Source organism: Azospirillum brasilense (assembly GCF_022023855.1).
Lineage (GTDB): Bacteria > Pseudomonadota > Alphaproteobacteria > Azospirillales > Azospirillaceae > Azospirillum > Azospirillum brasilense_F.
Window position 1 is genome coordinate 1,717,043 of the sequence record NZ_CP059450.1, and the last position, 21,442, is coordinate 1,738,484.

General features: G+C 72.0%; 11 protein-coding genes. All 11 read right to left on the reverse strand.

The annotated features are described in order from the left end of the window. Positions 1-18 precede the first annotated feature (18 nt). Positions 19-534, reverse strand: a complete 516-nt coding sequence (locus H1Q64_RS21255; protein ID WP_014197918.1) for a YcjF family protein — start codon at positions 532-534, stop codon at positions 19-21. A 381-nt stretch (positions 535-915) separates the two neighbouring features. Next, a complete protein-coding gene (locus tag H1Q64_RS21260) occupies positions 916-4,176 on the reverse strand; it encodes a type VI secretion system protein (protein WP_237905493.1) in 3,261 nt (1,086 codons plus the stop codon). Next, positions 4,164-4,892: a hypothetical protein gene (locus tag H1Q64_RS21265; RefSeq protein WP_237905494.1), complete on the reverse strand. Its 729-nt coding sequence runs from the start codon at positions 4,890-4,892 to the stop codon at positions 4,164-4,166. The genes H1Q64_RS21260 and H1Q64_RS21265 overlap by 13 nt, the downstream gene beginning before the upstream one ends. Then, positions 4,889-5,353 carry a hypothetical protein gene (locus H1Q64_RS21270; RefSeq protein ID WP_237905495.1) on the reverse strand — a complete coding sequence of 155 codons (465 nt, stop codon included), beginning with the start codon at positions 5,351-5,353 and terminating at the stop codon, positions 4,889-4,891. The genes H1Q64_RS21265 and H1Q64_RS21270 overlap by 4 nt, the downstream gene beginning before the upstream one ends. Position 5,354: 1 nt before the next feature. Next, on the reverse strand, positions 5,355-5,750 hold the full coding sequence (locus H1Q64_RS21275) for a hypothetical protein (RefSeq protein ID WP_237905496.1): 396 nt from the start codon (positions 5,748-5,750) through the stop codon (positions 5,355-5,357). Further along, the gene (locus tag H1Q64_RS21280; RefSeq protein WP_237905497.1) at positions 5,747-8,833 is read right to left on the reverse strand and encodes an ABC transporter substrate-binding protein; all 3,087 of its coding nucleotides are present in this window, start codon (positions 8,831-8,833) and stop codon (positions 5,747-5,749) included. The genes H1Q64_RS21275 and H1Q64_RS21280 overlap by 4 nt, the downstream gene beginning before the upstream one ends. 196 nt (positions 8,834-9,029) lie before the next feature. Continuing rightward, complete coding sequence (locus tag H1Q64_RS21285; RefSeq protein ID WP_237905498.1) at positions 9,030-10,403, reverse strand: HlyD family type I secretion periplasmic adaptor subunit; 1,374 nt, start codon at positions 10,401-10,403, stop codon at positions 9,030-9,032. Continuing rightward, positions 10,400-12,082 (reverse strand): ATP-binding cassette domain-containing protein, encoded by a 1,683-nt coding sequence (locus tag H1Q64_RS21290; protein WP_237905499.1) that lies wholly within the window; start codon positions 12,080-12,082, stop codon positions 10,400-10,402. Before H1Q64_RS21290 ends, H1Q64_RS21285 begins: the two co-directional genes overlap by 4 nt. Beyond that, on the reverse strand, positions 12,079-13,476 hold the full coding sequence (locus tag H1Q64_RS21295) for a TolC family protein (RefSeq protein ID WP_237905500.1): 1,398 nt from the start codon (positions 13,474-13,476) through the stop codon (positions 12,079-12,081). Before H1Q64_RS21295 ends, H1Q64_RS21290 begins: the two co-directional genes overlap by 4 nt. A 134-nt stretch (positions 13,477-13,610) precedes the next feature. Further along, complete coding sequence (locus H1Q64_RS21300; RefSeq protein ID WP_237905501.1) at positions 13,611-19,781, reverse strand: brain acid soluble protein 1; 6,171 nt, start codon at positions 19,779-19,781, stop codon at positions 13,611-13,613. Next, positions 19,723-21,363, reverse strand: a complete 1,641-nt coding sequence (locus tag H1Q64_RS21305; protein WP_237905502.1) for a hypothetical protein — start codon at positions 21,361-21,363, stop codon at positions 19,723-19,725. The genes H1Q64_RS21300 and H1Q64_RS21305 overlap by 59 nt, the downstream gene beginning before the upstream one ends. Positions 21,364-21,442 lie beyond the last annotated feature (79 nt).

Below are 21,442 nucleotides of genomic sequence, written 5' to 3' on the forward strand. Positions count from 1 at the left end.
CGCCCCGGCGTCGTGCCCTTAGCCGGCCTTCTGGACCGGCTGCTCTTCCATCTGCGGCGCGGCGGCGGGAGCCTCGCCGGCCTCGTTCTTGGCGGCGTCGTTCCGGGCGGCCTCGAACTCCTTGCGGAAATGCTCGCGCATCGTCTCGACGTCGAAGTCCAGCAGCGTGCCGCCGGTCTCGAAGTGCTGCGCGAACACGCGGCCGAGCGCCTGGGTGGCGGCCAGCGACAGGGCCGGCATGACGGCGACGCCCAGGGCGGTGCCGATGAACGGAACGGCCTTCACGGCGGAGCCGAGCACGCTGGAGCTCAGCGCGCCGGGCATGACGCCGCCCATCAGCGCGCCGATGATCGCGCGGGTGCGCTCCTGCGCGAACTCGATCTCATAGAGCTTGGCGAGCTTATGGATCAGGTTGAGCTGGGCCACGCTGACCGCGGCGACGTCCGCGCCGGGAACGGGGATGAGTCCGAAGGCACCCGAGGCGTAGCTGTGATACTTGATCAGTTCCTGGGCGCGCTTCTTGCGGTCTACCATGATCCGAAACCTTTCGAGGGACAGGTGAGGTTGATTTCAGGTGGAAACGGTAAGCTCGGACACACGTATTGGGACGTTATTCGTCGCAAATTTGGCATTCCGAAAGAAACAAAGCATCGCCAATCAACCGCCGCCTAAGCGATTGGTAAAAGAATGCCCCTATTGCCGCTGGTAAATTAGAGAGTGGTTCTCGGGACTGTCGTTGGGCAAAGAATGACTGCCCAACGATCCAATATGTCCCAACGACTTGATACATTTTCAGTAATTAACAACGCATTAAATGCCTATGACCACCGTCGGTGTTTTTGTTGGAAGCTGAGTCATCTTTCTGCGAATTGTAACAAAGTTCATCATCAGCTTTTCTTTGTGCACCGATCTCCACTACCTCTGCGGGAAACGCGCGGGCAGGTCGAGGGCGCGCGCCGTAAGCTCGTTGCGCGTCCCGGCGATGACCGCCGCGCCCAGCACCAGGACAGTGTCGCGCACCGGCTGCCCTTCGATGGTCTGCGTGGGCAGGGCGACGCGTATCAGCAGGCCGTCCCGCGACGATGACGGAGTGTGGCCTTTCAGCAGGCGCAGCAGCGCCCACGGTCCGCGCTCGGCCAGGGTGATGGTGTCGCCGGTCGCCGCGGCGGTTCCGCCCGCCGGCGCGCCCTTCGGACGGAAGGGCGACCCGGAGGCCCAGCGGGCGCTCAGCAGCACCGGCTGGCCCGGCGTCCAGGCGAGCGTCCCGCCGTTGGCCGTTGCCCCCACCGCGCTGGCGCCGGAACGCACCGACCAGTCGATGATGTGTTCCGCCCCGACCTCCTGCGCGCGGTTGGCGCCGTAGGTGAGGCGGACGCTGACGGGGGACGGGCGCGCGATGGCCTCCAGCAGGGGGCGGGCGGCCTCCATCCGCTCCATGAAGGCGGCGACCTCGGGGGTCGCGGTCCGCATCACCGCCGCCCGGTGCTCGTCCAACTGCCGGAAGAAGCGGCGGACGTCCTGCGGGTCGGCGTCGGACGCGCCGCGCGCCTGTTCGGAGCCGACGAAGGGGAAGCGTCCGGCGAGAGTCTGTGCAAAGGCGGTGGACAGCTTCGACAGGGCGACGTCGCCGTCCGGAACTGAGGTTTCCACCGGCATTCTGGGCGGGACCGGCAGATGCGCGACGACGGCCGACGCCTCTGCTGTGGCGGGCGGCGGCGCCGCGGGTTCCGGCGACGGGGCCGGCCGTGGAGGCGGAGGAGGGGCCGCCGCGACCGGCTTGGCCGGCTCCGCTTCGGGCGAAATGAGCTTTGGTTCCGCGGGCTTGGGCGTAGCGGGCTTGGCCTCGGCCGGCTTGACGGTTTCGGCGGGAGGAGCGTCGGGAACCGCTGCGGGCAGGGCGGTGGCCAGGGCGTCCGGCAGGGCGGTCACCGTCGGGTTGAGAACCAACGCTCCGCCGTCACCCACCGCGAACAAGGCGCCGGTCTGCGGCGCGCCCAGCGCCAGGACGGCGGCGCGGGCGCCGGTCGCGGCGGTGGACAGGGCCTCGGTGATGCGGTCGGTGGTGTCGCGGCCCGGCAGATCGGCGATGGCCGCCTTCTGGAGTGCCACCCGGATCGCGTCGGGCAGGCCGCGGGCGGGCTCCTGCAGGGCACCGGCGATGGGCCAGGAAACGGCTTCGGCGATGGCGCCGGTCAGGCGGCGGACGTCCTCGACATCCTCGGGGGTTGGCGTCTCCGGCAGGCCGCGCAGCCGTTCGGCCAGGGCCTCGGCGCGCTGGCGGAGCGGGTTGCGGCCGTACAGCTCCTCGGCCAACGGGGCGGCGAGCTGGACCGACTCCGCGCGCACCGCCGCGGCGATGGTCCGGGCGTCGAGGTTGGGCAGGTCGGCGCCGGCGGCGATGCGCGTGATGTAGCCGTCCGTCGCCGTCATGGGCGACCGGGGAACGGCGCCGTAGACGCTCTCGGCCAGCGCGTTCAGCTCGTCGAATCCGCTGTTGCGGCGGAAGCGGTCGTAGCGCTCCAGCGCGTCGCGTCGCCCGCCGATGCGGTCGAGCTGCTCGGCGAGCCGGCGGAAGGCGGGCAGGTCTTCGACCTTCTGCGGGTTGGCGACCGGCGGCAGGTCCGCCATGGTGGCGCTGGGCAGCAGGGCGTCGCGGATCGGCCGCAGCACCGAGCGGCGCAGCGTGACGGAGGCGAGCCGCTTCTTGTCCTCGTCGAAGGTGCTGAACAGCGAGGTCGGCAGCAGCGGCGTGGCAAGGGGACTGCGCTCCATCACCGCCGTGGCGGCGATCACCCGACCGGCCAAAGCCCCGTCGGTGACGGCGTCGCGCGCCAGCAGCGCCCGGCGCAGGTCGGCGGTGGCGGCGGCGACCGGCGGGCTGCCGGCGGACACGCTGGACACGCCCTGCCACGCGGCGACCGACAAGCCGGCGACCGAGGCGGCGAGCGCGGCCTGGGCCATCCGGCGGCGCTTGTGGGCCTGCTGGTAGGCGGCATCGGACGGCCGCCCGTAGCCGGCCTCGGCGAAGGCCCGGCCCGGCAGCAGGTTGCGCGCGAAGACCGGACGGCGCCCGCCGGTGGCCGGGGCGTAGGCGCCGGTCAGGGCGATGCCGCGCAGCGGGAAGGGCTCGGTCTGGTCGTCGCCACCCAGGGCGCCGTCGAGGAACAGCGCCAGCGGATGGCGCAGGGTGTCCAGGGATGCCGGCAGCAGCGGCAGCCGCACCCCGGCGGTGCCGGCGGCGAAGGCGTCGGCCTCCAGAACGGCGATGTCGGCGGCGATGGCCTCGAACGCCTCGTCAATGCGGCGCGGCTCGAAGGGCTTGGCCCAGTCCTGGGGGTTGGTCCATCCCAGCACGCCGTCCAGCAGGGCGGACGGCATGGCGGCGCAGAGGTCGGTGAAGCCGTCCAGGGCCTCAGCGCGGACCACGACCACATGCACAGGGCCGACCACGCCGACATCGTCGCGCAGAGTCCGCAGGCGTTCTCGCAGGGCGGCGCCCCGCTTGGCCAACGCGTCGCGCGGTCCGGGGCGTTCGGCGGCGGCGCGCAGCTCGTCGGCGCCGACCATCAGCAGGACGCCGTCCAGCGGGCGGCGCATCGGCCGCTTGCGCATCGCGGCGACCAGCGCCGGCCAGGACGCGCCCAGCCGGGAGCCGTCGGCGGAATCGGCGCCGGCGTGCAGGATCGCGGCCCCTTCGCAGAACCACCAGCAGCCGTTCTCGCCGTTGCCGTCCTCGGGCCAGCGGACATGGGTCGGGTCGGTGGCGAGCAGGGCGGGACCGCCGACGCCGAAGGCGAGGAACCACGGGATGTCGCCGCGGCGCAGGGGGCCGCGCATCTGCCGCGTCAGGATGTCCAGCCCCTCGCCGTAGATGCGGGCGTTGGGCGGCGTGTCGGCGGCGGCCTTCTTCGGCGGTGGCGCCTCGGCGCGGACGCGCAGCGGTGCCGGCGGGGCGGTCCGGCGCGCGGGGGCCTTCCGGCCGGCGGTCCTGGCGGCGGGCTTGCGCCGCCAGCCGCGCAGCTTCGGCAAGACCATCCGGCCGAGGCGGTAAAAGATGTAGAGCGGCAGCGCCAGCAGCGCGTAGGGCGCCAGCGTGACGGCGAAGGACAGCAGGTAGACGATGGCGGAGCCGATGGTGGAGAGCACCAGCTCCAGCGTGAGCATCAGTAGGACCATGACAGCCCCATGTCCTCGACCGCGGCGCGGGCGCCGCTCAGATCGCGTTGGATGCTGCCGATGGTGCCGGCCCACAGCAGGTGCGAGACCACGAGGAACAGCACGGCGGTCCCGCCGACCGCCCACCACCAGGGGCGTCCGGACGGCGCGAGGTAGCCGGGCACGGCGCCGTCGGGCGGTTCGCAGGCGCGCGGGCTGGGGTGGCTGGCCGCGGCGCGCTCGCCGACGACGATGCGGTGCAGGGCAGGGCGGCGGGCGGTCGCCTGGGCGTCGTCTGGAAAGCCCAGCGCCAGCGCGGCGAGATAGACGGCGGCCAGCCCGCGGTCGGCCTTGGCGCCCTGGCGGATCAGGTCGTCGGCCTGGACGAACAGGGTTTGCAGCGTGGCGTTCGCGCCGAACAGGCGGCTGGAGACCACGGCGTCGGCGGGCCGCGTCTGGGCCAGCGCGCGGTCGGCCAGCATGGCCATGGCGAAGACCGCCTTGACCACCGTGCCGTGCGCGCCCGGCCCTTGCGAGACGGCGGCGCCGCTCATTCCATGGAGCGTGGCGGTCAGACGGTCGGCCACCGTCCCCGCTGGGGCCTGCGCGTCGGCACAGCCGGCGAGCAGATCCTCCTGGAAGGCGCGGAACAGGGCCAGCGTGCCGGCGGGCTTGGCGCCGGCGGTTACGGCCTTCCGTGCAGGGGCGGATTGCGCCGTAGCGATTTGGGCGGTCACGGCGTTCCCTCGATCAGCGGAGCCACGGTGAAGGTCTCCCGTCCCAGCCGTACGTCCAGGGCGCCGGCACCGTCCAGCGTTTGCCGGTGGGCGCCGGGCACGCCGTACAGCGCGTAGACGAGTGTTTGGGTCGGGGTGGTGGCGAAAGGGGGCAGGCTGTGCAGGAGCACGCTCTGGCCCGGCACCATCTCCCAGGAGGCGATGGCGATGCGGTTGCCGGCCTCGGCGCTCAGCGCCTCGCGGTCGCGGAACCAGCCCGCGGCGTCGAGCCCGGCCAGCCGTCCGGCCAGCGCCGGGTCGGCCACCCGCACCACGTCGACCGCGACCGGGCGGCGCCCGTTGGCGTCGGGCTCGGCGACGATGCGCAGCACGGGGGCGTCGGCGCGTCCTGCGTCGGGGGCCGGGGCGCCCGCGGCACAGCCGGCGAGCGTCAGGGAGAGGATGATCGCGAGGCGCATCATGTCAGCCACCGCCGCCGGGTGCCGATTGGCCGACGCAGACATAGCCCGCCGGGGTGTGGCGGTACCAGTTGCCGGTCGCCTCGGCGCAAGGGGCGAGGACGCTGTCGTTGCGCTGCGGCTGCGCCACCACCGGGGCCGGGACGGTGTCCGCCTCGCGGGCGCCGGCCGGGCGGTTGGTCACGACGAAGCCGTCCTCGTCCTCCTCGACGATCATCACATAGCGGGCGCGCTTGGCGGGGTAGCGGATGCCGACGTCGTAGTCGCCGTCGGCCACCTTCTCCAGGATCGCGCCGGGACGCTCGCTGCCGAGCGGCGCGCAGCCCGTCCCGGCGAGCAGGACCGGCAGCAGCGCCGTCGCGGCGATCAGGGTTCGCATCTTCGGGGTGTTCCTGCTCATGCCGGAATCGCCTTGCGCTGGGCGTTGGTGGCGACCGCGGCGGGGCCGGCGGCCTCCATCAGGTCGGGCGGGGTCGGCTCGATGCCGGCCTCGGCCAGCGTGCGGTAGACGGACCGCCAGACCAGCTCCGGCACGACGAAGCTGGCGTCGTAGTCTTCGACCCAGAAGAACATGTTGTATTTGCACAGCCACTGGCCGTTGACGCCGCGGATGCCGTCGTAGCGGACGAAGGGGGGGCCGCCGGTGGCGCTGGACATCACCTTGTCGGCGTTCTGCAGGGCGGTGGTCAGCAGGCCGCCCATCTGGCCGGGGTCGTGGCGGGCGTCGGCGTAGTATTCCAGCTTCATCGACACCCGGTCGACCGCGCTGAAATTAATGACGGTCGCCTCCGACACCTTGGCGTTGGGCATGGCGACGATGAAGCCGGCGACGTTGCGTATCCGCACCGTGCGCCACGTCATGTCCACCACGACACCACGCACCAGATCGGTGATCTGGATGCTGTCGCCGATCTGGAACGGCCGTTCGATGTTCAGGACGATGCCGGAGAAGACGTTGGCGATGTTGGCCTGGATGGCGAGGCCGATGACCATGCCGACGAGGCCGGAGGCGGCGAGCAGGCTGGTGATCGGCTGCTTCAGCACGAAGGCGATGATGCCGCAGCCGGCGAAGCCGAAGACGATCAGGGTGGAGAAGCGGCGGACGATGCCGGGGATCTTGCGCTGGGTGCGGATTTCCAGCGGGGTCCAGACGAAGCGCTCCAGCGTGCGGTCGACCAGGATGGCCGGCACGATCCACCACAGCACGTTGACCCCGTTCACCACCATGGCGATCCCGCTCGGCGGCAGGGTCGCCACCGCCTGGTCCAGCACGATGTTGCCGGCGGACATCAGCAGCAGCGGCCAGGACAGGATGCGCATGAACAGTGTCTGGATCTTCCAGAACTGGCCGCGGTCACGGCGGTCCATGAACGCGGCGAAGACCGCCAGTACGGCGCTGAAGATGGCGATGTAGACGAAGAAGTCGCGGTGGATGAAGTCGCGGGCCGCCGGGGCGTCCGGGGTGGCGACCACGCCGAAATCGACCCGCGAGAAGTCCGGCTGCGGGCGTCCGAAGCCGACATAGTTGGGATCGCCCTCGCTGCCGACCGAGGCGACGTCCTGCGAGATCCAGGCGCGCGACAGCCGCCAGCCGGGCGACGGCGCCAGCACCCGCTTGGCGCGGAGCTGGTCGAGCAGGGTGGAGCTTTCGCTCTCGCCCTCCAGCGCGCGACGGAAGCGGTCGGCGAGGCCGGGATCGGCGGCGGACGCGGTCTCCGCCGCGGCCATCGCCTTCAGCTTCTCCACGAAGTCGTTGGTGTCGACCAGCGACATGCCGAGAACGTCGGTGACGAACATCACCGTGTTGCGGTTCTGCGTCCGGTGGCGGAAGCTGACGCCGACCGTCTGGCTGCCGTAGGGCGGGCGCTGGTCGAAGACGTTCAGGGCGAAGCGCCCCTCGATCCGGTAGGCGACGTAGGTGGTGACCTCGCCGCGCTCCTCGCGGTAGGGCTTGCCCAGCTCGACCGGCTTGACCGCGTTGGTGAAGACGACGTCCGCCGGGTTGAAGGCGCCGCGGTAGCGGAACCAGATCGTCAGGTTCAGCGTCGCCTCGTTGGCGTCCGGGTTCAGGTCGCGGATTTCGTGAAGCTGGACGCCGGTGTAGATGACGTCCGTCTTGTACATGAAGCGGTCGTTGACGTAGAGCGCCCGGCCCTTCGTGACCTCCTCCAGGAAGTTGGAGACTCCGGCCTCGCGGATCGGCTGGAGCTGGGTCAGCGCCGCCACCGGGTTCAGGCCGTTGTAGGAGGCCATCATCACCGGCAGGGTCGCTTGGCCCCGCGCGTCGAAGGTCCAGGTGCCGACCGTGCCCTGGAAGGCGGTCTCGGCGCGGTCGTGGTCGGCGATGGCGCGGCGGAGATCCTCGCCGTCCGGCTTGCCGGTGGCGGTGTTCGTTTTGGCGATGGCGCCGGCGATCAGGTCCACGCCGTCGGCGCCCAGCGCCGCCGCCCAGTCGGGCACCGCGTTGAAGCGCTTCACATACTGGCCGTAGAAGCGCTGCGCCCGCTCGTTCGCCGTGTCGAACAGCACGGGCGACGACACCAGCAGGCCGTGGCCGTAGGCCTCCGGGGTCAGCGCCTTCGGGTTGGCCTGCGTCTGGGCGACGATCTCGGTGCGGAAGGCCGACGAGGCCATCTCCGAGCTGCCGGCGATCAGGTTGCGCACCCCGGCGTCGCGCAGCGCCACCACCACCCGCGCGCTGTCCACCGCCGACCCGATGACGACGACGGCGCCGGTCGGCATCTTCTCCTTCACCGCCTGGGCCAGCGCCGGCAGGGCGGCCGCACCGCCGCGGCCCGGCGCGAAGGTCCACTGGCCGACCAGCTTGGTGCCGAAGCGCTGAAGGATCACGTCGAACTGGCCTGCCTGGGAGGCGGCCTGCTCGCTGTCCTCGCGGACGATGGCGACGGTCGGCTCGCCCACCACGTTGCGCACGTAGTTGGCGAGGAAGCGCGTCTCGTGCGTGCGGTCCAGCGTGATGCTGAACAGCCAGGGGCTGGGCGCGGCGTCCGCCGGGCGGACCAGCGGGCGCGGGGCGATCAGCGGGATCTGCCGCTGGGCGTAGATCGCCGTCGCGCTGTCGGTGGCGTCCGGCGTGTGGCCGATCACCGCGAGGACGGAGGGATCGTTGGAGACGCGCCGGGCGATCTCCAGCGACTTGCCCTTGTCGCCCTCGTCGTCGAAGGGCTTGACCACCACGGGACGGCCGGCGATGCCGCCCGCCGCGTTGATGGTGTCGGCGCGCAGCGCCGCCCCCTTGCGCAGGGCCAGCCCCAGCGCCGCGTCCGGCCCGCTGAGCGGCCCGACGACGGCGACGGTCAACGGCTCGCGCGCGCTGTCGCCGAGGAAGCCGGCGCGGACGACCAGGGAGACCAGCACGGTGACGAGCATCGCCGCCGCCAGGATCAGCGCGAAGCGCGCCTTCTTGGTCAGGTGCGACCAGCGCAGCGGCGGCCGGGAGCGGGGCTGGAGCGAGCTCAGCATGGGGTGGGCCTCGGGCGGTCCGTGTCGGGGTGGAGCAGGGCGAGGGGGATATAGCCCTCTCCCCTCTGGGGAGAGGGTGGCCCGGAGGGCCGGTGAGGGGGTTGCGCGTGGCGGTGCGTCCGGCAAAAGCGCAACCCCCTCACCCTAACCCTCTCCCCAGAGGGGAGAGGGGAAATGGCAGTCGGTCCGGCCATCCTCATTGCTCCTGCATCGCGTGCTGGAGGCCGTTGAGGACCGGCGAGAACACATAGTCGAGGATGGTGCGCCGCCCGGTCAGGATGCTGCAGGTCACGCGCACGCCGGGGAACAGCTCGTAGGTCTTGCCGCCGTAGTCGAAACGGGTCACCGGCAGCTCGACGCGGACCTTGTAGTAGGACTGCTTGTTGGCATCGAGCAGCGTGTCGGGGCTGATCGTCCGCACGCGCCCCTCGATGTGGCCGAAGCGCGAGGCGTCGCCGCCGGCCAGAGTCACCACCACCGGCTGGTCGGGGCGGACATAGCCGATGTCCTGCACCGGCAGGCGGGCGTCCACCACCAGCTTGCCGTCGCGCGGCACCAGCTCCACCACCGTCTCGCCGGCCTTGACGACGGCGCCCTTGGTGGAGACGGCCAGCGTCTTGACGATGCCGTCCATGGGTGCGCGCAGGCTGCTGCGGTCCAGGCTGTCCTGGTAGCGGGTCAGGCGCTGCGACAGCTCGTCGTGGTTGCGGCGGGCCTCGTCGAGGGCGTTGCGGCTCTCTTCCTCGTATTTGCGGCCGATCCACACCAGCTTGCTGCGCGCCTCGGCCAGCGCCGCCTCGGCTTGGGCCAGGGTGGCGCGGTCCTCGGCGATGGCGCTGCTGACGCGGGCGTCGTCGCGCAGCAGTTCCAGGTGCTTCATGCGGTTGGTGATCTCGCGCTTCAGCAGGGTCTCGCTGATGGAGAGCTGCTCGCGGATCAGGCCCTGCGCCACCTGGGAGCCGCCGATGCGCGCCCGCACGGCGGCCACCTGCTGCTCGCGCTGGGCGATGTCCTGGCGCTGGATGTCGAGGTCGGAGGCCAGCCGGTCGCGGCGGGCGCGGAACAGGTCGCGGGTCTGCGCCACCAGATCGGGCCGCTCGCGCAGCAGCCGCTCGGGGAAATCGATGGCCTCGCGGCGCCCGACCTCCGCCTCCAGCCGCGCGGTGTCGGCGGACAGCGAGCCGAGGCGCAGCTTCAGCTCCTCCAGGTCGGCGCGGATCTTGGTCTGATCCAGCTCGACCAGCGCCTGGCCGGCGGTGACCGAATCGCCTTCCTGCACCAGGATGTCGCGGACGATGCCGCCCTCGAAATGCTGGACCGACTGGTTGTAGGACAGAGGCACCACGTCGCCGGGCGCGCTGCTGGAGACGTTCAACTCGGCGATGGCCGCCCAGCCGAGTGCCGCGAGGAAGGCGGCGATGCTGACCGCGAACAGGCCGTCGCCGAAGCGGCTTTCGGTGTCCGCGGCCTGCGTTCCCATCAGGGCGGCCGGGATGGCTGTCGGAATGGCGGTCGGCGCGGATGCCGGGCCGGCGGCGGGCTTGCGGGTGAGCAGGGGAAGCGGCTTCATGGCGTCACCAGCCCCGCCGGCTCGCGGACGGTGGCCGCGCCGTTCGGCTGGTCGAGGTCGAGCACCAGCGAGGCGCCCTGGAGGATGCGCGGGTCGTGGGAGGCGATGATCACCGTGTGACCGCTCCGCGCCAGCTCGATCAGCGTGCGGTAGACGGTGGCGGTGCCCTCGGAGTCCAGCCCGTCGGTCGGCTCGTCGAGCAGGATCAGCCGACCGCCGACCGCCAGGGCGCGGGCCAGCGCCAGCCGGCGGCGGTGGCCGGTCGGCAGCTCATGGCCGAAGTTGCGCAGCGGCGTGTCGAGGCCCTGGGCGCAGTCGGCCACCGTGCGGTCGGCCCCGGCGCGGTGCAGGACGGCGTGAAGCTCTGTCTCCGACAGGCGCGGGTTGGCGAGCAGCAGGTTCTCGCGGATCGTGCGGTTGAGGAACACCGGCTCCTGCGGCAGCAGCCCGATCTGCTGGCGCCACCAGGAGGGGGCGAACTTGCGGATGTCCACCCCGTCGGCGAGTACGGCGCCCTCCTGCGGGTCGGCCAGACCGGCGATCAGGCGGATCAGCGTCGATTTGCCCGAGCCGTTGCGCCCCTTCAGCACCAGGATGTTGCCGGCGGGCACCGACAGGTTGAGACGGCGCAGCAGCGGCGTGACGCCGCCCGGCGGGGTGAAGGTCAGGTCGCGCAGCTCCAGCGTGCCGGCGTAGCGGGGCAGGCTGGTGCCGCCGGTCGGCTCGACCGCGGTGCGGGCGAACTGCTCCAGCCGGACCTGCGCCTGCCGGGCCATCGCCAGGGACTCGCCGATCTGGGCCAGCCGGGTGAAGGGCGCCAGCGCGCGGCCGACCAGCAGGTTGATGCCGATCAGCGACCCGACGTCCAGCTCGCCGCGCACCACCAGGACGGCGCCGGTGGCGATCACCGCCACGCCCTGGAGCGCCTGGAGGCTCTGCGCCGCCGACTGGGCGCGGCCCTGGCGCATCGACATGCGCTCGCGGACCACGCGCAGGGCCTTGGCCGCGCGCTGCCAGTCGCCGAGGAGCGGCTTGGCGCCACCGAACAGGGCGACCGCGTCACGCCCGACGATGGCGGTGGTGACCAGCCCCTGGGCGTCGGCGCCGGCCTGGGCGAGATCGCGCCCGACCGCGCGCATGTCCGCCTGGGCCAGCAGTCCGGCGGCGATGGCCAGCAGAGTGAAGACGAGGCAGATCGCCGCCAGCGGCCAGGAGATCAGCGCCACCACGAGGATGAAGCCGAGCGCGAAGGGCAGGTCGAACAGCGTCGCCAGATTGGCGGAGCCGAGCGCAGAGTCGATCTGCTCCGGCGCCCGCAGCGCCTCGCGCCGGGCCGCGTCGCCCTCCGCCGATCCGGCGCCGCTGCGCGCGGTCATCAGGATGCCGAAGGCCCCGGTGGTCAGACGCTCGTGCTCGGCCCGCCCGATGCGTCCGGCGATGCCCAGCCGGACGTGGCGGAACAGATGCTCGAAGGCGATGGACAGGACGACGCCGACGGTCAGCGCCGCCAGCGTGGAGTCGACGCCGTGCGTCACGTACCGGTTCAGCACCAGCATCGTGTAGAAGGACGAGGCCAGCCCGAGCAGGTTCGCCGCCAGCGACGCCGCGAAGACGCGGGCGGTCAGCCGCAGGTTGGCGCGCAGCCGCAGCACCAGCAGACCGATGGCGCCGCCGCTCATCGCTGGTCTCCCGTGCCGCGCCGGCCCGGATCGCGCTGACCCTGATCGCGGAAAGCGCCGCGGCCCGGCGCGGTCAGCTTCGGCATCGGCTTGGTCTGGATGTCGGTGGCCTTCAGCCGGCCCATGGCGGCGAGCAGGCGGTAGCCGGCCAGCACCAGCTCCGTCTCCGCCGCCGCGGCGTCGCTGCGCGCGTTGATCAGCGTCGTCTCGCCCGACAGGATGTCGATCAGCGACCGGGTGCCCAGCTCGCGCTCCGACCGCGCCACGTCGAGGAAACCGGCGGCGAGGCTCGCCTGATCGTTCAGCAGCTGCACCTGAGCGCGGGCGCTTTCCAGCCGGTTCCAGCTGTTGCGGACGGTCTCCAGCACCGTGCGCTCCTGGTCGGCCCAGGTGGCGTCGGCGGCCCGCAGGTCGGCCTCGGCCAGACGGATGCTGTTGAGCGCGGTCAGGCCGGTGTTCAGCGAGAAGGTGACCTGGAGCTTGAACAGAAGCTCGTTCTGCCGCCCGGACTGCCCGGCGACGTCGCGCTTGATGTTGTGTTCCACGAAGCCGTCGATCCGCGGGTAGAGGGTGCGGCCGCGCACCGAGGTCACCGCTTCCTGCGCCGCCGCGGTGGTCAGGGCCAATTCCTGAAGGCGCGGGTTGTGGCGGCGCGCCTCCTCCACCGCCGCGTCCATCGAGACGGGCAGGCCGGCGCGCGTCATCGCCAGGACTTGGGCGTTGCTGACCTGGAAGGGAACATGGCCGAAGAAGGCCTGGAAGCGGCTCTGCGCGTTCTGCGTCGCCTCCTCCGCCGCAACGCGGCGCGCCTGGGCGCCGGCCAGCTGGCTCTTGGCCTGGAGAACGTCGGTGGAGAAGCCGAAGCCCTCCTGAAGCCGCACCTCCTCCAGCCCGGTCTGACGCCGGATGTTGTCCTCGGACTGGCGCGCGAAGGCGAGGAGCTGATGGGCGCGGACGAGTCCGGCGTAGGCGGTGAGGCCCTCCACCAGCAGCTCCTGCCGGGTGCGCTCCACCGCGATGTCGGCGCGGACCAGCGTCACCTGGGCGCGCCGGATGTCGGCGTTGGTCGCGTCGAAATCCCAGATCAGCTGCGTCGCCCGCGCCGAAAACTGGGACGCGTTCATGTCCGTGTTGGGCAGGCCGGCCGGCTTGGTCGTGCTCTCGCGCCCGCCGTTGGCCGACAGGCTGAGCGTCGGGAACCAGCCGCCATGGCTGACCCGCAGGGCGTTGCGGGCCCCGTCGGCGGCGGCCTCCGCCCCGCGCAGGCGGTCGTGGGTCTCCGTCGCCTTGCCGATCAGCGCCACCACCTCGTCGCGCGGTGCTGCAACTAGAGATTGTGGTGCCCCGGTCAGGAGCGGAAGCGCAACCGTGGCGATAAGACAAAACTTGTGCATGAGGGTCCTGGAGATCGCCGCATGTCTAGGCTCTTTGGCCTACAGCGATGATGATCTTAGTCGAGAACTCTCATACTCATTTAGGACAAAACAGTATCCAAATACCTAAAAATGCGTCGAATTCTGTCAGTCGATCATGAATTTTCAGCGACCGGCACAATCGTCGATGCATGGGTTGTGGTGTGGTGTGTGTCCGCGGTGTGAAGCGCCATCGCCCAGTCTCCGCTGTGTGCATCAAGACTGCTTTGCACAACCGGAACGGTGTCCGGCAGGCCCAGGCCGGAGGAGAGAAGTGCTGCGTAGTCGAAGCGCCCGTGATCGGCCTGAGACGACGGAAATGGCGACGGAGATGGCGACGCGGCCAGCGGCTGGCTGTGCAGCTGCGCCGCGACGGTGGCCTGCGCGTCGAAGGCGACGCCGGCCACCAGGCGGCTGCTGCCGTCGGCCATGGTCATGCTGGTGGTGCCGAGGATGTGGTTGCCGGCCAGCGTCGTGTCTGTCGGGGTGGCCGTGGTGGCAATGGACAGGATTCCGGCGTCGGTCAGCGTGCGCAGTTCGCCCGGCTGGCTCACCCCGTCGCCGTCGGCGTCCTGCCAGACCTGGAGCGTGGCGAAGCTCTCGTCCGCGGCGTCCAACCGCCCGTCGTGGTTGGTGTCGAGCGAGGCGAGGGCCTCCAGGCTGCTGTTGAAGCCTTTTCCGAAATGCTCCGACACCAGCTCGCGCCCGTCGTCGATCTGCCCGTTGTGGTTGTCGTCGCGCACCAGAAGGGCGTTGCCCTTGCCGACCCAGCCGGTCCGGTCGGCCACGCCGTCGCCGCTGACGTCGAACAGGACTCCGTCGGTCAGCGCCCGCAGGGCCAGCCCGTCGCCGGCCATGTCCAGCACGATGGGGTCGCTGGCGACGGTGGTCAGCTTGACGTTGTCGACGCGCAGGATCGGGTTGACGCTGTTGTCGCTGGTGTCGGAGGTGCCGAAGCCCAGCGACAGGGTGCTGTTGGCCGCGATCACCACGCTGAATTTCCCGCTGGCGCTCGCGTCCTTGGCGAGCAGGGTCACCACCCCGTTGACGCTGACGAAGGCGAAGTCGTGATAGCCGGGGTCGGAGAAGATGAAGGTCCAGTCGAAGGTCAGCGTCGTGTCCTTCGTCACCGTGACGGTGGTGGCCAGCTTCATTGCGTTGCCGAAGGATGGAATGGTCCCGGTCGCCGTGGCGATGGAACCGTGGGCAAGGCCGAGGAAGTCCTCGAGCTGCGTCGGCGTCCGGCCGCCCGCGGAGGTCAGGGTGCCCTCATGCCCGTCGCCGGTCGCGCCCACCGTGGCGCCGCCGGTGTAGCTCCAGCCGGTTAGCCCCTTGTCGAAGGTGCCGTTGGGGATCAGCACGCCGGGATGCAGGGTGACGGTGTCCGTCGCGGCGGAGAAGGCGCTGCCGTCGCCGAGGGTGACGGCGACCTTGGATCCGGCGCTGCCCGTGGTCTGGTCCCAGGCGCGGATGGTCAGGGCGCCGTTGACGGTGGCCGGCACCGCGGCGCTGGGCTGGAAATAGAGCCGGTCGGTGGCGCGCAGCAGAAGGGCTGAGTCGCTGTCGTTGACCGCGCCGACGAGGCTCCAGGTCGCACCGTTGTCGGTGGAGAACCACCAGCGGCCATAGCTCTCGTTGGTGCCGGTCAGGGCGATGCCGACGACAGCCCCGGCGTCCGTGTCGGTGACGTTGGCGGGGCCGCTGCCGTTCAGCCCGACCAGCTTCGATACCGCGAAGCCGACCGTGCCCGCGGTGGGGGCGGCCAGGGCCTCCGCCGCCACGGCCACGTCGAGGTTGGTGTCGATCAGGACGGGGGAAGCGTTCGGCGGCGCCACGGTGACTCCGATGGTGGCGGTCGCGGTCAGCGGTCCGCCGGCCCCGCCGTTGCCCAGGTCGTTCACGACGATCCGGATGGCGTCGGCCCCGGTGTAGGAATTGGCCGTGTAGAGGAGCCCGTTGGCGGCGCCGAGCAGCCCGTTGATGGTGGCGAGGGTCGCGCGGACGGTGACGCTGTCCGTTCCGTTGCCGGTGATGACGGCGTCCCACCCGGCGTCGGCCAGGGTCAGCGTGCCGTGGCCGGCGGTCAGCGTGACCTGCATCGGCAGCGCGCCGGCGTCGACGTCGGACACCGACAGGCCGGTGACCGCCACCGCCACGCCCTTCATCGTCGCCAGCGCCGTCGTGCCGGCGGTGATCTGCGGCGCGTCGTTGACGGGGGTGACGGTGCCGGCCAAGGCGATGGTGTCGGCGCTGTAGACGGTGCTGCCGCCGACGCCGGCCGTCAGGTCGACGCGGCCGCCGGTGACGACGGGGGCGCCGCCGTCCTCGATCAGCCGGACGGTCAGGGCCGGGGTGGTGCCGTTCCAGTCGGCGGCGGGAACGAAGCGCAGCATCGCGTTGGCGGCGACGACCAGCGCCGCCCCCTCCGCCACCGCGCCCACGGTAATCCAGGCGGAACCGGACCAGTATTGCCAGACGCCCTGCCCGGCGGTCGCCGCGTTGCCGACGATGGCGACGCCGGCGAAGCCATTGGCGGAGGAGCCGCCCGCCACCGCGTCCGCCGGGTCGGAGAACAAATGGCCGAACAGGGCGGTGACGCTGGTGCCCGCGGGGTTGGCGGTGTCCTCGGCGATGGTCGGCAGGGTCGCCGCCGTGCCCGTCGCCACCGGGGCGTCGTTGACCGGAATGACGGTGCCGGTCAGCGCGATGGTGCCGGCGCTGTAGGCCGTGCTGCCGCCGACGCTCGTCGCGTCGACCCGCGCGCCGCTGGCGATCGGGCCTTGCGACGTGTCGACCAGCCGGACGGTCAAAGCCGGGGTGGTGCCGTTCCAATTGGCGGCGGGAACGAAGCGCAGCGCCGTGTTGGTGGCCAGCAGCAGGCCGTTGCCGCCGCTGACCGCGCCGATGTCGGCCCAGGCGGCGCCGGTCCAGTACTGCCACGCCCCTTGCGCCACGGTGGCGGCGTTGCCGACCACCACCACGCCGGCCAGTGTGTCGGCCGCCGACCCGCCGCTGACCGTGTCGGCGGCGTCGGAGAACAGGTGGCCGAACAGGCTGGAGACGGTGGTGCCCGCCGGGTTGGCGGTGTCCTCGGCGATGGTTGGCAGGGTGGCCGCAGGGCCGGTGGCGACCGGCGCGTCGTTGACGGGGGTGACGGTGCCGGCCAGCGCGACGGTTCCGGCGCTGTAGGCGGTGCTGCCGCCAACGCTTGTCAAGACAACCCGTCCGCCGCTGGTCACGGCCCCTTGCGAGTCGTCGATCAGCCGGATGGTCAAAGCCGGGGTGGTGCCGTTCCAGTTGGCGGCGGGAACGAAGCGCAACGCCGTGTTGGCGGCCAGCAGCAGGGCGTTGCCGTCCGAGGCGCCCCCCACGGCGGTCCAGCCCGTGCCGGTCCAGTATTGCCAGACGCCTTGCGAGGTCGCCGCGTTGCCGACGATGGCAATCCCGGCGAAGCCGTTGGCGGCGGACCCGCCGCTCACGGCGTCCGCCGGGTCGGAGAACAGGTGGGCGAACAGGTTGGAGACGGTGGTGCCCGCCGGGTTGGCGGTGTCTTCCGCGATCGCCGGCAGGGTAGCAGTCGCTCCGGTGACGACCGGCGCGTCGTTGACCGGGGTGACGGTTCCGGTCAGCACGATGGTCCCGGCGCTGTAAACCGTGCTGCCGCCAACGCTTGTCAAGACAACCCGTCCGCCGCTGGTCACGGCCCCTTGCGAGTCGTCGATCAGCCGGACGGTCAAGGCGGGCGTGGTGCCGTTCCAGTTGGCGGCGGGAACGAAGCGCAACGCCGTGCTGGCGGTCAGCAGCAGCCCGTTGCCGTCGCTCGCCGCGCCGATGCCGGCCCAGCCCGTGCCCGTCCAGTACTGCCACGTTCCTTGCGCAACGGTGGCGGCGTTGCCGACCACCACCACACCGGCGAAGCCGTTGGCGGTGGACCCGTCGCTTACCGCGTCGGCGGCGTCGGAGAACAGGTGACCGAACAGGGCGGAGACCGTCGCGCCCGCCGGGTTGGCGGTGTCCTCGGCGATGGTCGGCAGGGTGGCCGCCGTGCCTGTCACCACCGGAGCGTCGTTGATCGCGTTGACGGCGGTGCTCAGGGCGATGGTGTCGAGGCTGTAGCGACTGTCGCCGCCCGCGCCCGTCACGTCCGCCCGCTCGCCGCTGGTCACGGCCCCTTGTGAATCGTCGATCAGGCGAACCATCAGGCTCGGCGGCACGCCGTTCCAGTCGGCGGCGGGAACGAAGCGCAACGCCGTGTTGGCGGCCAGCAGCAGGGCGTTGCCATCCGACACCACCCCCACGGCAGCCCAGGCCGTGCCGGTCCAATACTGCCAAGCACCCTGCGCGGTCGCCGCGTTGCCGACGATGGCGATGCCGGCGAAACCGTCCGCGGCGGAGCCGCCCGCCACGGCGTCCGCCGGGTCGGAGAACAGGTGGGCGAACAGGCTGGTGACCGTGGCGCCCGCCGGGTCGGTGGCGTCTTCCGCAATGGTCGGCAGGGTGGCGGTCGTTCCGGTGACGACCGGCGCGTCGTTGACCAGGGTGACGGTTCCGGTCAGCGCGATGATGCCGGCGCTGTAGGCCGTGCTGCCGCCGACCCCACCGGTCAGGTCGACGCGGTTGCCAGTGACCAACGGCGCGCCGCCGTCCTCGACCAGCCGGACCGTCAGAGCCGGAGTGGTGCCATTCCAGTTGGTGGCGGGAACGAAGCGCAGTGCCGTGTTGGCGGCCAGCAGCAGCCCGTTGGCGTCGCTCGCCGCGACGATGTCGGCCCAGGCGGTGCCGGTCCAATATTGCCACGTTCCTTGCGCCACGGTGGCGGCGTTGCCGACCACCACCACGCCAGCGAAGCCATTGGCCGCCGCTCCGCCGCTCACCGCGTCGGCGGCGTCGGAAAACAGATGACCGAACAAGGCGGAGATGGTGGCGCCCGCCGGGTTGGCGGTGTCCTCGGTGATGGTCGGCAGGGTGGCCGCCGTGCCCGTCGCCACGGGGGCATCGTTGACCGCGCTGACGGCGGTGGTCAGGGCGATGGTGTCGAGGCTGTAGCGACTGTCGCCGCCCGCGCCCGTCACGTCCGCCCGCTCGCCGCTGGTCACGGCCCCTTGTGAATCGTCGATCAGGCGAACCATCAGGCTCGGCGGCACGCCGTTCCAGTCGGCGGCGGGAACGAAGCGCAGCTTGGCGTCGGCGGCCAGCAGCAGGGCGTTTCCGTCCGACACCGTTCCTACGGCGACCCAAGCGGTGCCGGTCCAATACTGCCATTGCCCCTGGGCGGTGGTTGCCGCGTTGCCGACCACCGCCACCCCGGCGAAGCCGTTGCCAGCGGAGCCGAACACCGCGTCGGTGGGGTCGGAGAACTGCCCGCCGAACAGCGACGCGACGCCGGCGCCCGCCGGATCGGCGCTATCTTCCGCGATGGGGGCCAGGACCGCTTGTGCGCCGGTCGCCACCGGGGCGCCGTTCACCGGGGTCACCTCCAGCGTCAACGGGGCGATATCCCCTGACAGCGGGGTGGTGCCGCCGACGCCGGCCAGCGTGAACAGCCGGTGCCCGGCGCCGCTGAAGCCCTCGGCCCATTCACTGTTCACCGCCCGCAGCCCGAGCGACGGCGCGGTGCCGTTCCAGTTGGCGGCCGGCAGGAAGCGCAGCAGGGCGCTGTCCGGAAGCACGAGCGCCGAGCCGTCGCCGACCGTGCCCACCGCCTGCCACACGTTGCCGTCCACGCTGTACTGCCAGACGCCGAATGGGGAGTCCGGGTTCGCCACCACGGCGACGCCTATCACGCTGCTGCCGGACTCGCCGGGCCGGAACATCGCCTCGATCAGGTGGAAGACGGCGAAGCCGGCCGGGGCCGCGGTGCCCTCGGCGATCGCCAGGGCCTTCGCGAAGGCCGCCGCGTCGAAGCCGGCCGAGAGGGTGGGGGCCGCCACCGGCGGCACCGTCGCGGGCAGGGTGGCGGCGGCCGCCTCGATGGCGCGGGCCACCTGCTGCTGGATCTGCGCGGCGACGGCAAAGGGGTCGCTGGTCAGCGCCTTGGTGACCGCCGGGGCGGCGGGCGGGGCGCTGGTGGTGGGCGTGGGGGCGGTGGCGCTCGGCGCGGCGGTGTCGGCGCTCTTGGCGGTTCCGGCCGCGTCGAAGCTGATCGGCTTCAACGCAGGTTCGCTTCCCATGCTGGATTTGGCCGCGGCCGGAGACGCCTCGCCCTCCGCCGAGGAGGCGTCGGTGGTCTTATCGGCGGCTTCGCCCTTCGCGTCCTCCTTGGCCCCATCCTCCTTGGCCCCATCCATCCTCCTTGGCCCCATCCTCCTTGGCGCCGTCCTTCTCGCCGCCCTCTTCCTTGCCTCCTTCCTTGCCCTCGGCCGGGGCTTCGGCGACTTGCTCGGCGGCCTTCTCCCCGCCGCTCTTGTCACCGTCTTCCTTGGCGCCGTCCTTGGCCGACTCCCCCGCGGGCGGCGGGTTGGCGAGATCGGCCAGCGCCTTGTTCTCGGCGGAAACGGGAACCTCGCTGCCCTGGGCATTCTGCTGCACCGTCTCCGCGGTCTGGCGGGCGGCGGCGAGCGCCTGTCCAGGGGCGCGCCCGTCCGCCAGCGCCTGACCCAGCGCGGCGTTGAAGGCGGCGCCGGAGCCGCCCAGCGCCTGCACCGCCTGCTGGACGTTCTGCCCGCTGGCGAGCGCCGCGATCAGCCCGTCGCTCTTGACGCCCTTCGCGGTTTCGGCGGACAGGGCCAGCGCGGTGGACACGGTCTGCTGCGCCGAGCCCAGCGCGCCGGACATCTCCTGCCCGCTGGACAGGGCCCGCCCCAGCGCCTCGCCGAAGCCGTCGGCCGCCGCGCCGTCGAGCCCGGCGGCGGCGGCGAAGGTCTTGACGGTGGCCGCCACATTCTGGCCGGACGACAGCGAGGCGACCAGCGCGTCCGCCGGCTTGGCCGGAACGGCGGCGGCCTCCTGCCGGGCCGCCATGTCCGTCTGCGCCCGGGCCGAGGCGCCGAGCGCCGCGTCGGGTGGCGCGCCCTGCGCCAGCGCGTCGTTCAGGACGCTGGTGAAGGCGGGGTTACCGGCCAGCGCGCCGCCCGCACCGTCCGTCTTTCCGGCGGCGAGGGCGCCGAGCAGTCGCGCGCCGTCGGTCTGTTCGACCGCGACGGAATTGGTCTGGACCGCGCCGGCGGCGCTCTGCGCCTGCGCCGCGGTGATGGCGCCGGCGGCGTCGGCGCCGCTGGACAGGGCGTGTTCCAGGGCTTCGGCGAAGTGACCACCCGATCCGGGGCCGAGCGCCGTCACCGCGTCCTGCACCCCCACGCCGGAGGCGAGCGCCGCGGCGAGCTTGTCGGACGGCGAGACGGGAGCGGCGTCCGGCATCGCCGGGGCGGTGGGGGGAGCGGTCAGAGCCTGCGACAGGGCGGCGATTGGGTCGGCGGCGCCCGCCGGGCGGGCCGCCGGGTCCATCACCCCGCTGAACAGCGCCGCCGACAGGTCGGCAGCCGTCTTGGAATCGTTCGCGCTGCTCGGCCCGATTCCCTGTCCCTGGGCCAGGGCGACGGCCAAGCGTTGCTCCCCGGTCAGTGCCGCGGTTTCCTGGGCGGCTTGCGCCATGCGCGCTGCGGTGCCCGCGGCGATCCGGCTCGCCTGGGCGATGGCGTCGTCGGGCGTGGCGCTGGCGCCGACCCCCGCCGCGACGTCGCGCATCCAGCCGTCCGCGACGCTGCCCGCGGCGCCTTCCGGCAGGCCCTGTCCGGTCAGCGCCGCCGCCAGCTTCTCCTGCACGGCCTTCAGCGCGCCGGGATCGCCACCCAGCAGCACCGCCGCCGCTTCGGACGCCAGGGCATCGGGGATGGTCAGGAGCGGGGCGGTGGCGTCCAGGGTGTCCGGCATAGTGGCCCTCTCGCCATCGCGGCGGTCGCGTATCGGGAAGGCCAATAACAAAGTGATTTGTTAAAGAAATTCTGAACGC

Excerpts from the sequence above, each read along its gene's own strand:
- H1Q64_RS21255 (WP_014197918.1), bottom strand. The coding sequence starts at position 534 with ATGGTAGACCGCAAGAAGCGCGCCCAGGAACTGATCAAGTATCACAGC.
- H1Q64_RS21260 (WP_237905493.1), bottom strand. The coding sequence starts at position 4,176 with ATGGTCCTACTGATGCTCACGCTGGAGCTGGTGCTCTCCACCATCGGC.
- H1Q64_RS21270 (WP_237905495.1), bottom strand. The coding sequence starts at position 5,353 with ATGATGCGCCTCGCGATCATCCTCTCCCTGACGCTCGCCGGCTGTGCC.
- H1Q64_RS21275 (WP_237905496.1), bottom strand. The coding sequence starts at position 5,750 with ATGAGCAGGAACACCCCGAAGATGCGAACCCTGATCGCCGCGACGGCG.
- H1Q64_RS21280 (WP_237905497.1), bottom strand. The coding sequence starts at position 8,833 with ATGCTGAGCTCGCTCCAGCCCCGCTCCCGGCCGCCGCTGCGCTGGTCG.
- H1Q64_RS21285 (WP_237905498.1), bottom strand. The coding sequence starts at position 10,403 with ATGAAGCCGCTTCCCCTGCTCACCCGCAAGCCCGCCGCCGGCCCGGCA.
- H1Q64_RS21290 (WP_237905499.1), bottom strand. The coding sequence starts at position 12,082 with ATGAGCGGCGGCGCCATCGGTCTGCTGGTGCTGCGGCTGCGCGCCAAC.
- H1Q64_RS21295 (WP_237905500.1), bottom strand. The coding sequence starts at position 13,476 with ATGCACAAGTTTTGTCTTATCGCCACGGTTGCGCTTCCGCTCCTGACC.
- H1Q64_RS21300 (WP_237905501.1), bottom strand. The coding sequence starts at position 19,781 with ATGGATGGGGCCAAGGAGGATGGGGCCAAGGAGGACGCGAAGGGCGAA.
- H1Q64_RS21305 (WP_237905502.1), bottom strand. The coding sequence starts at position 21,363 with ATGCCGGACACCCTGGACGCCACCGCCCCGCTCCTGACCATCCCCGAT.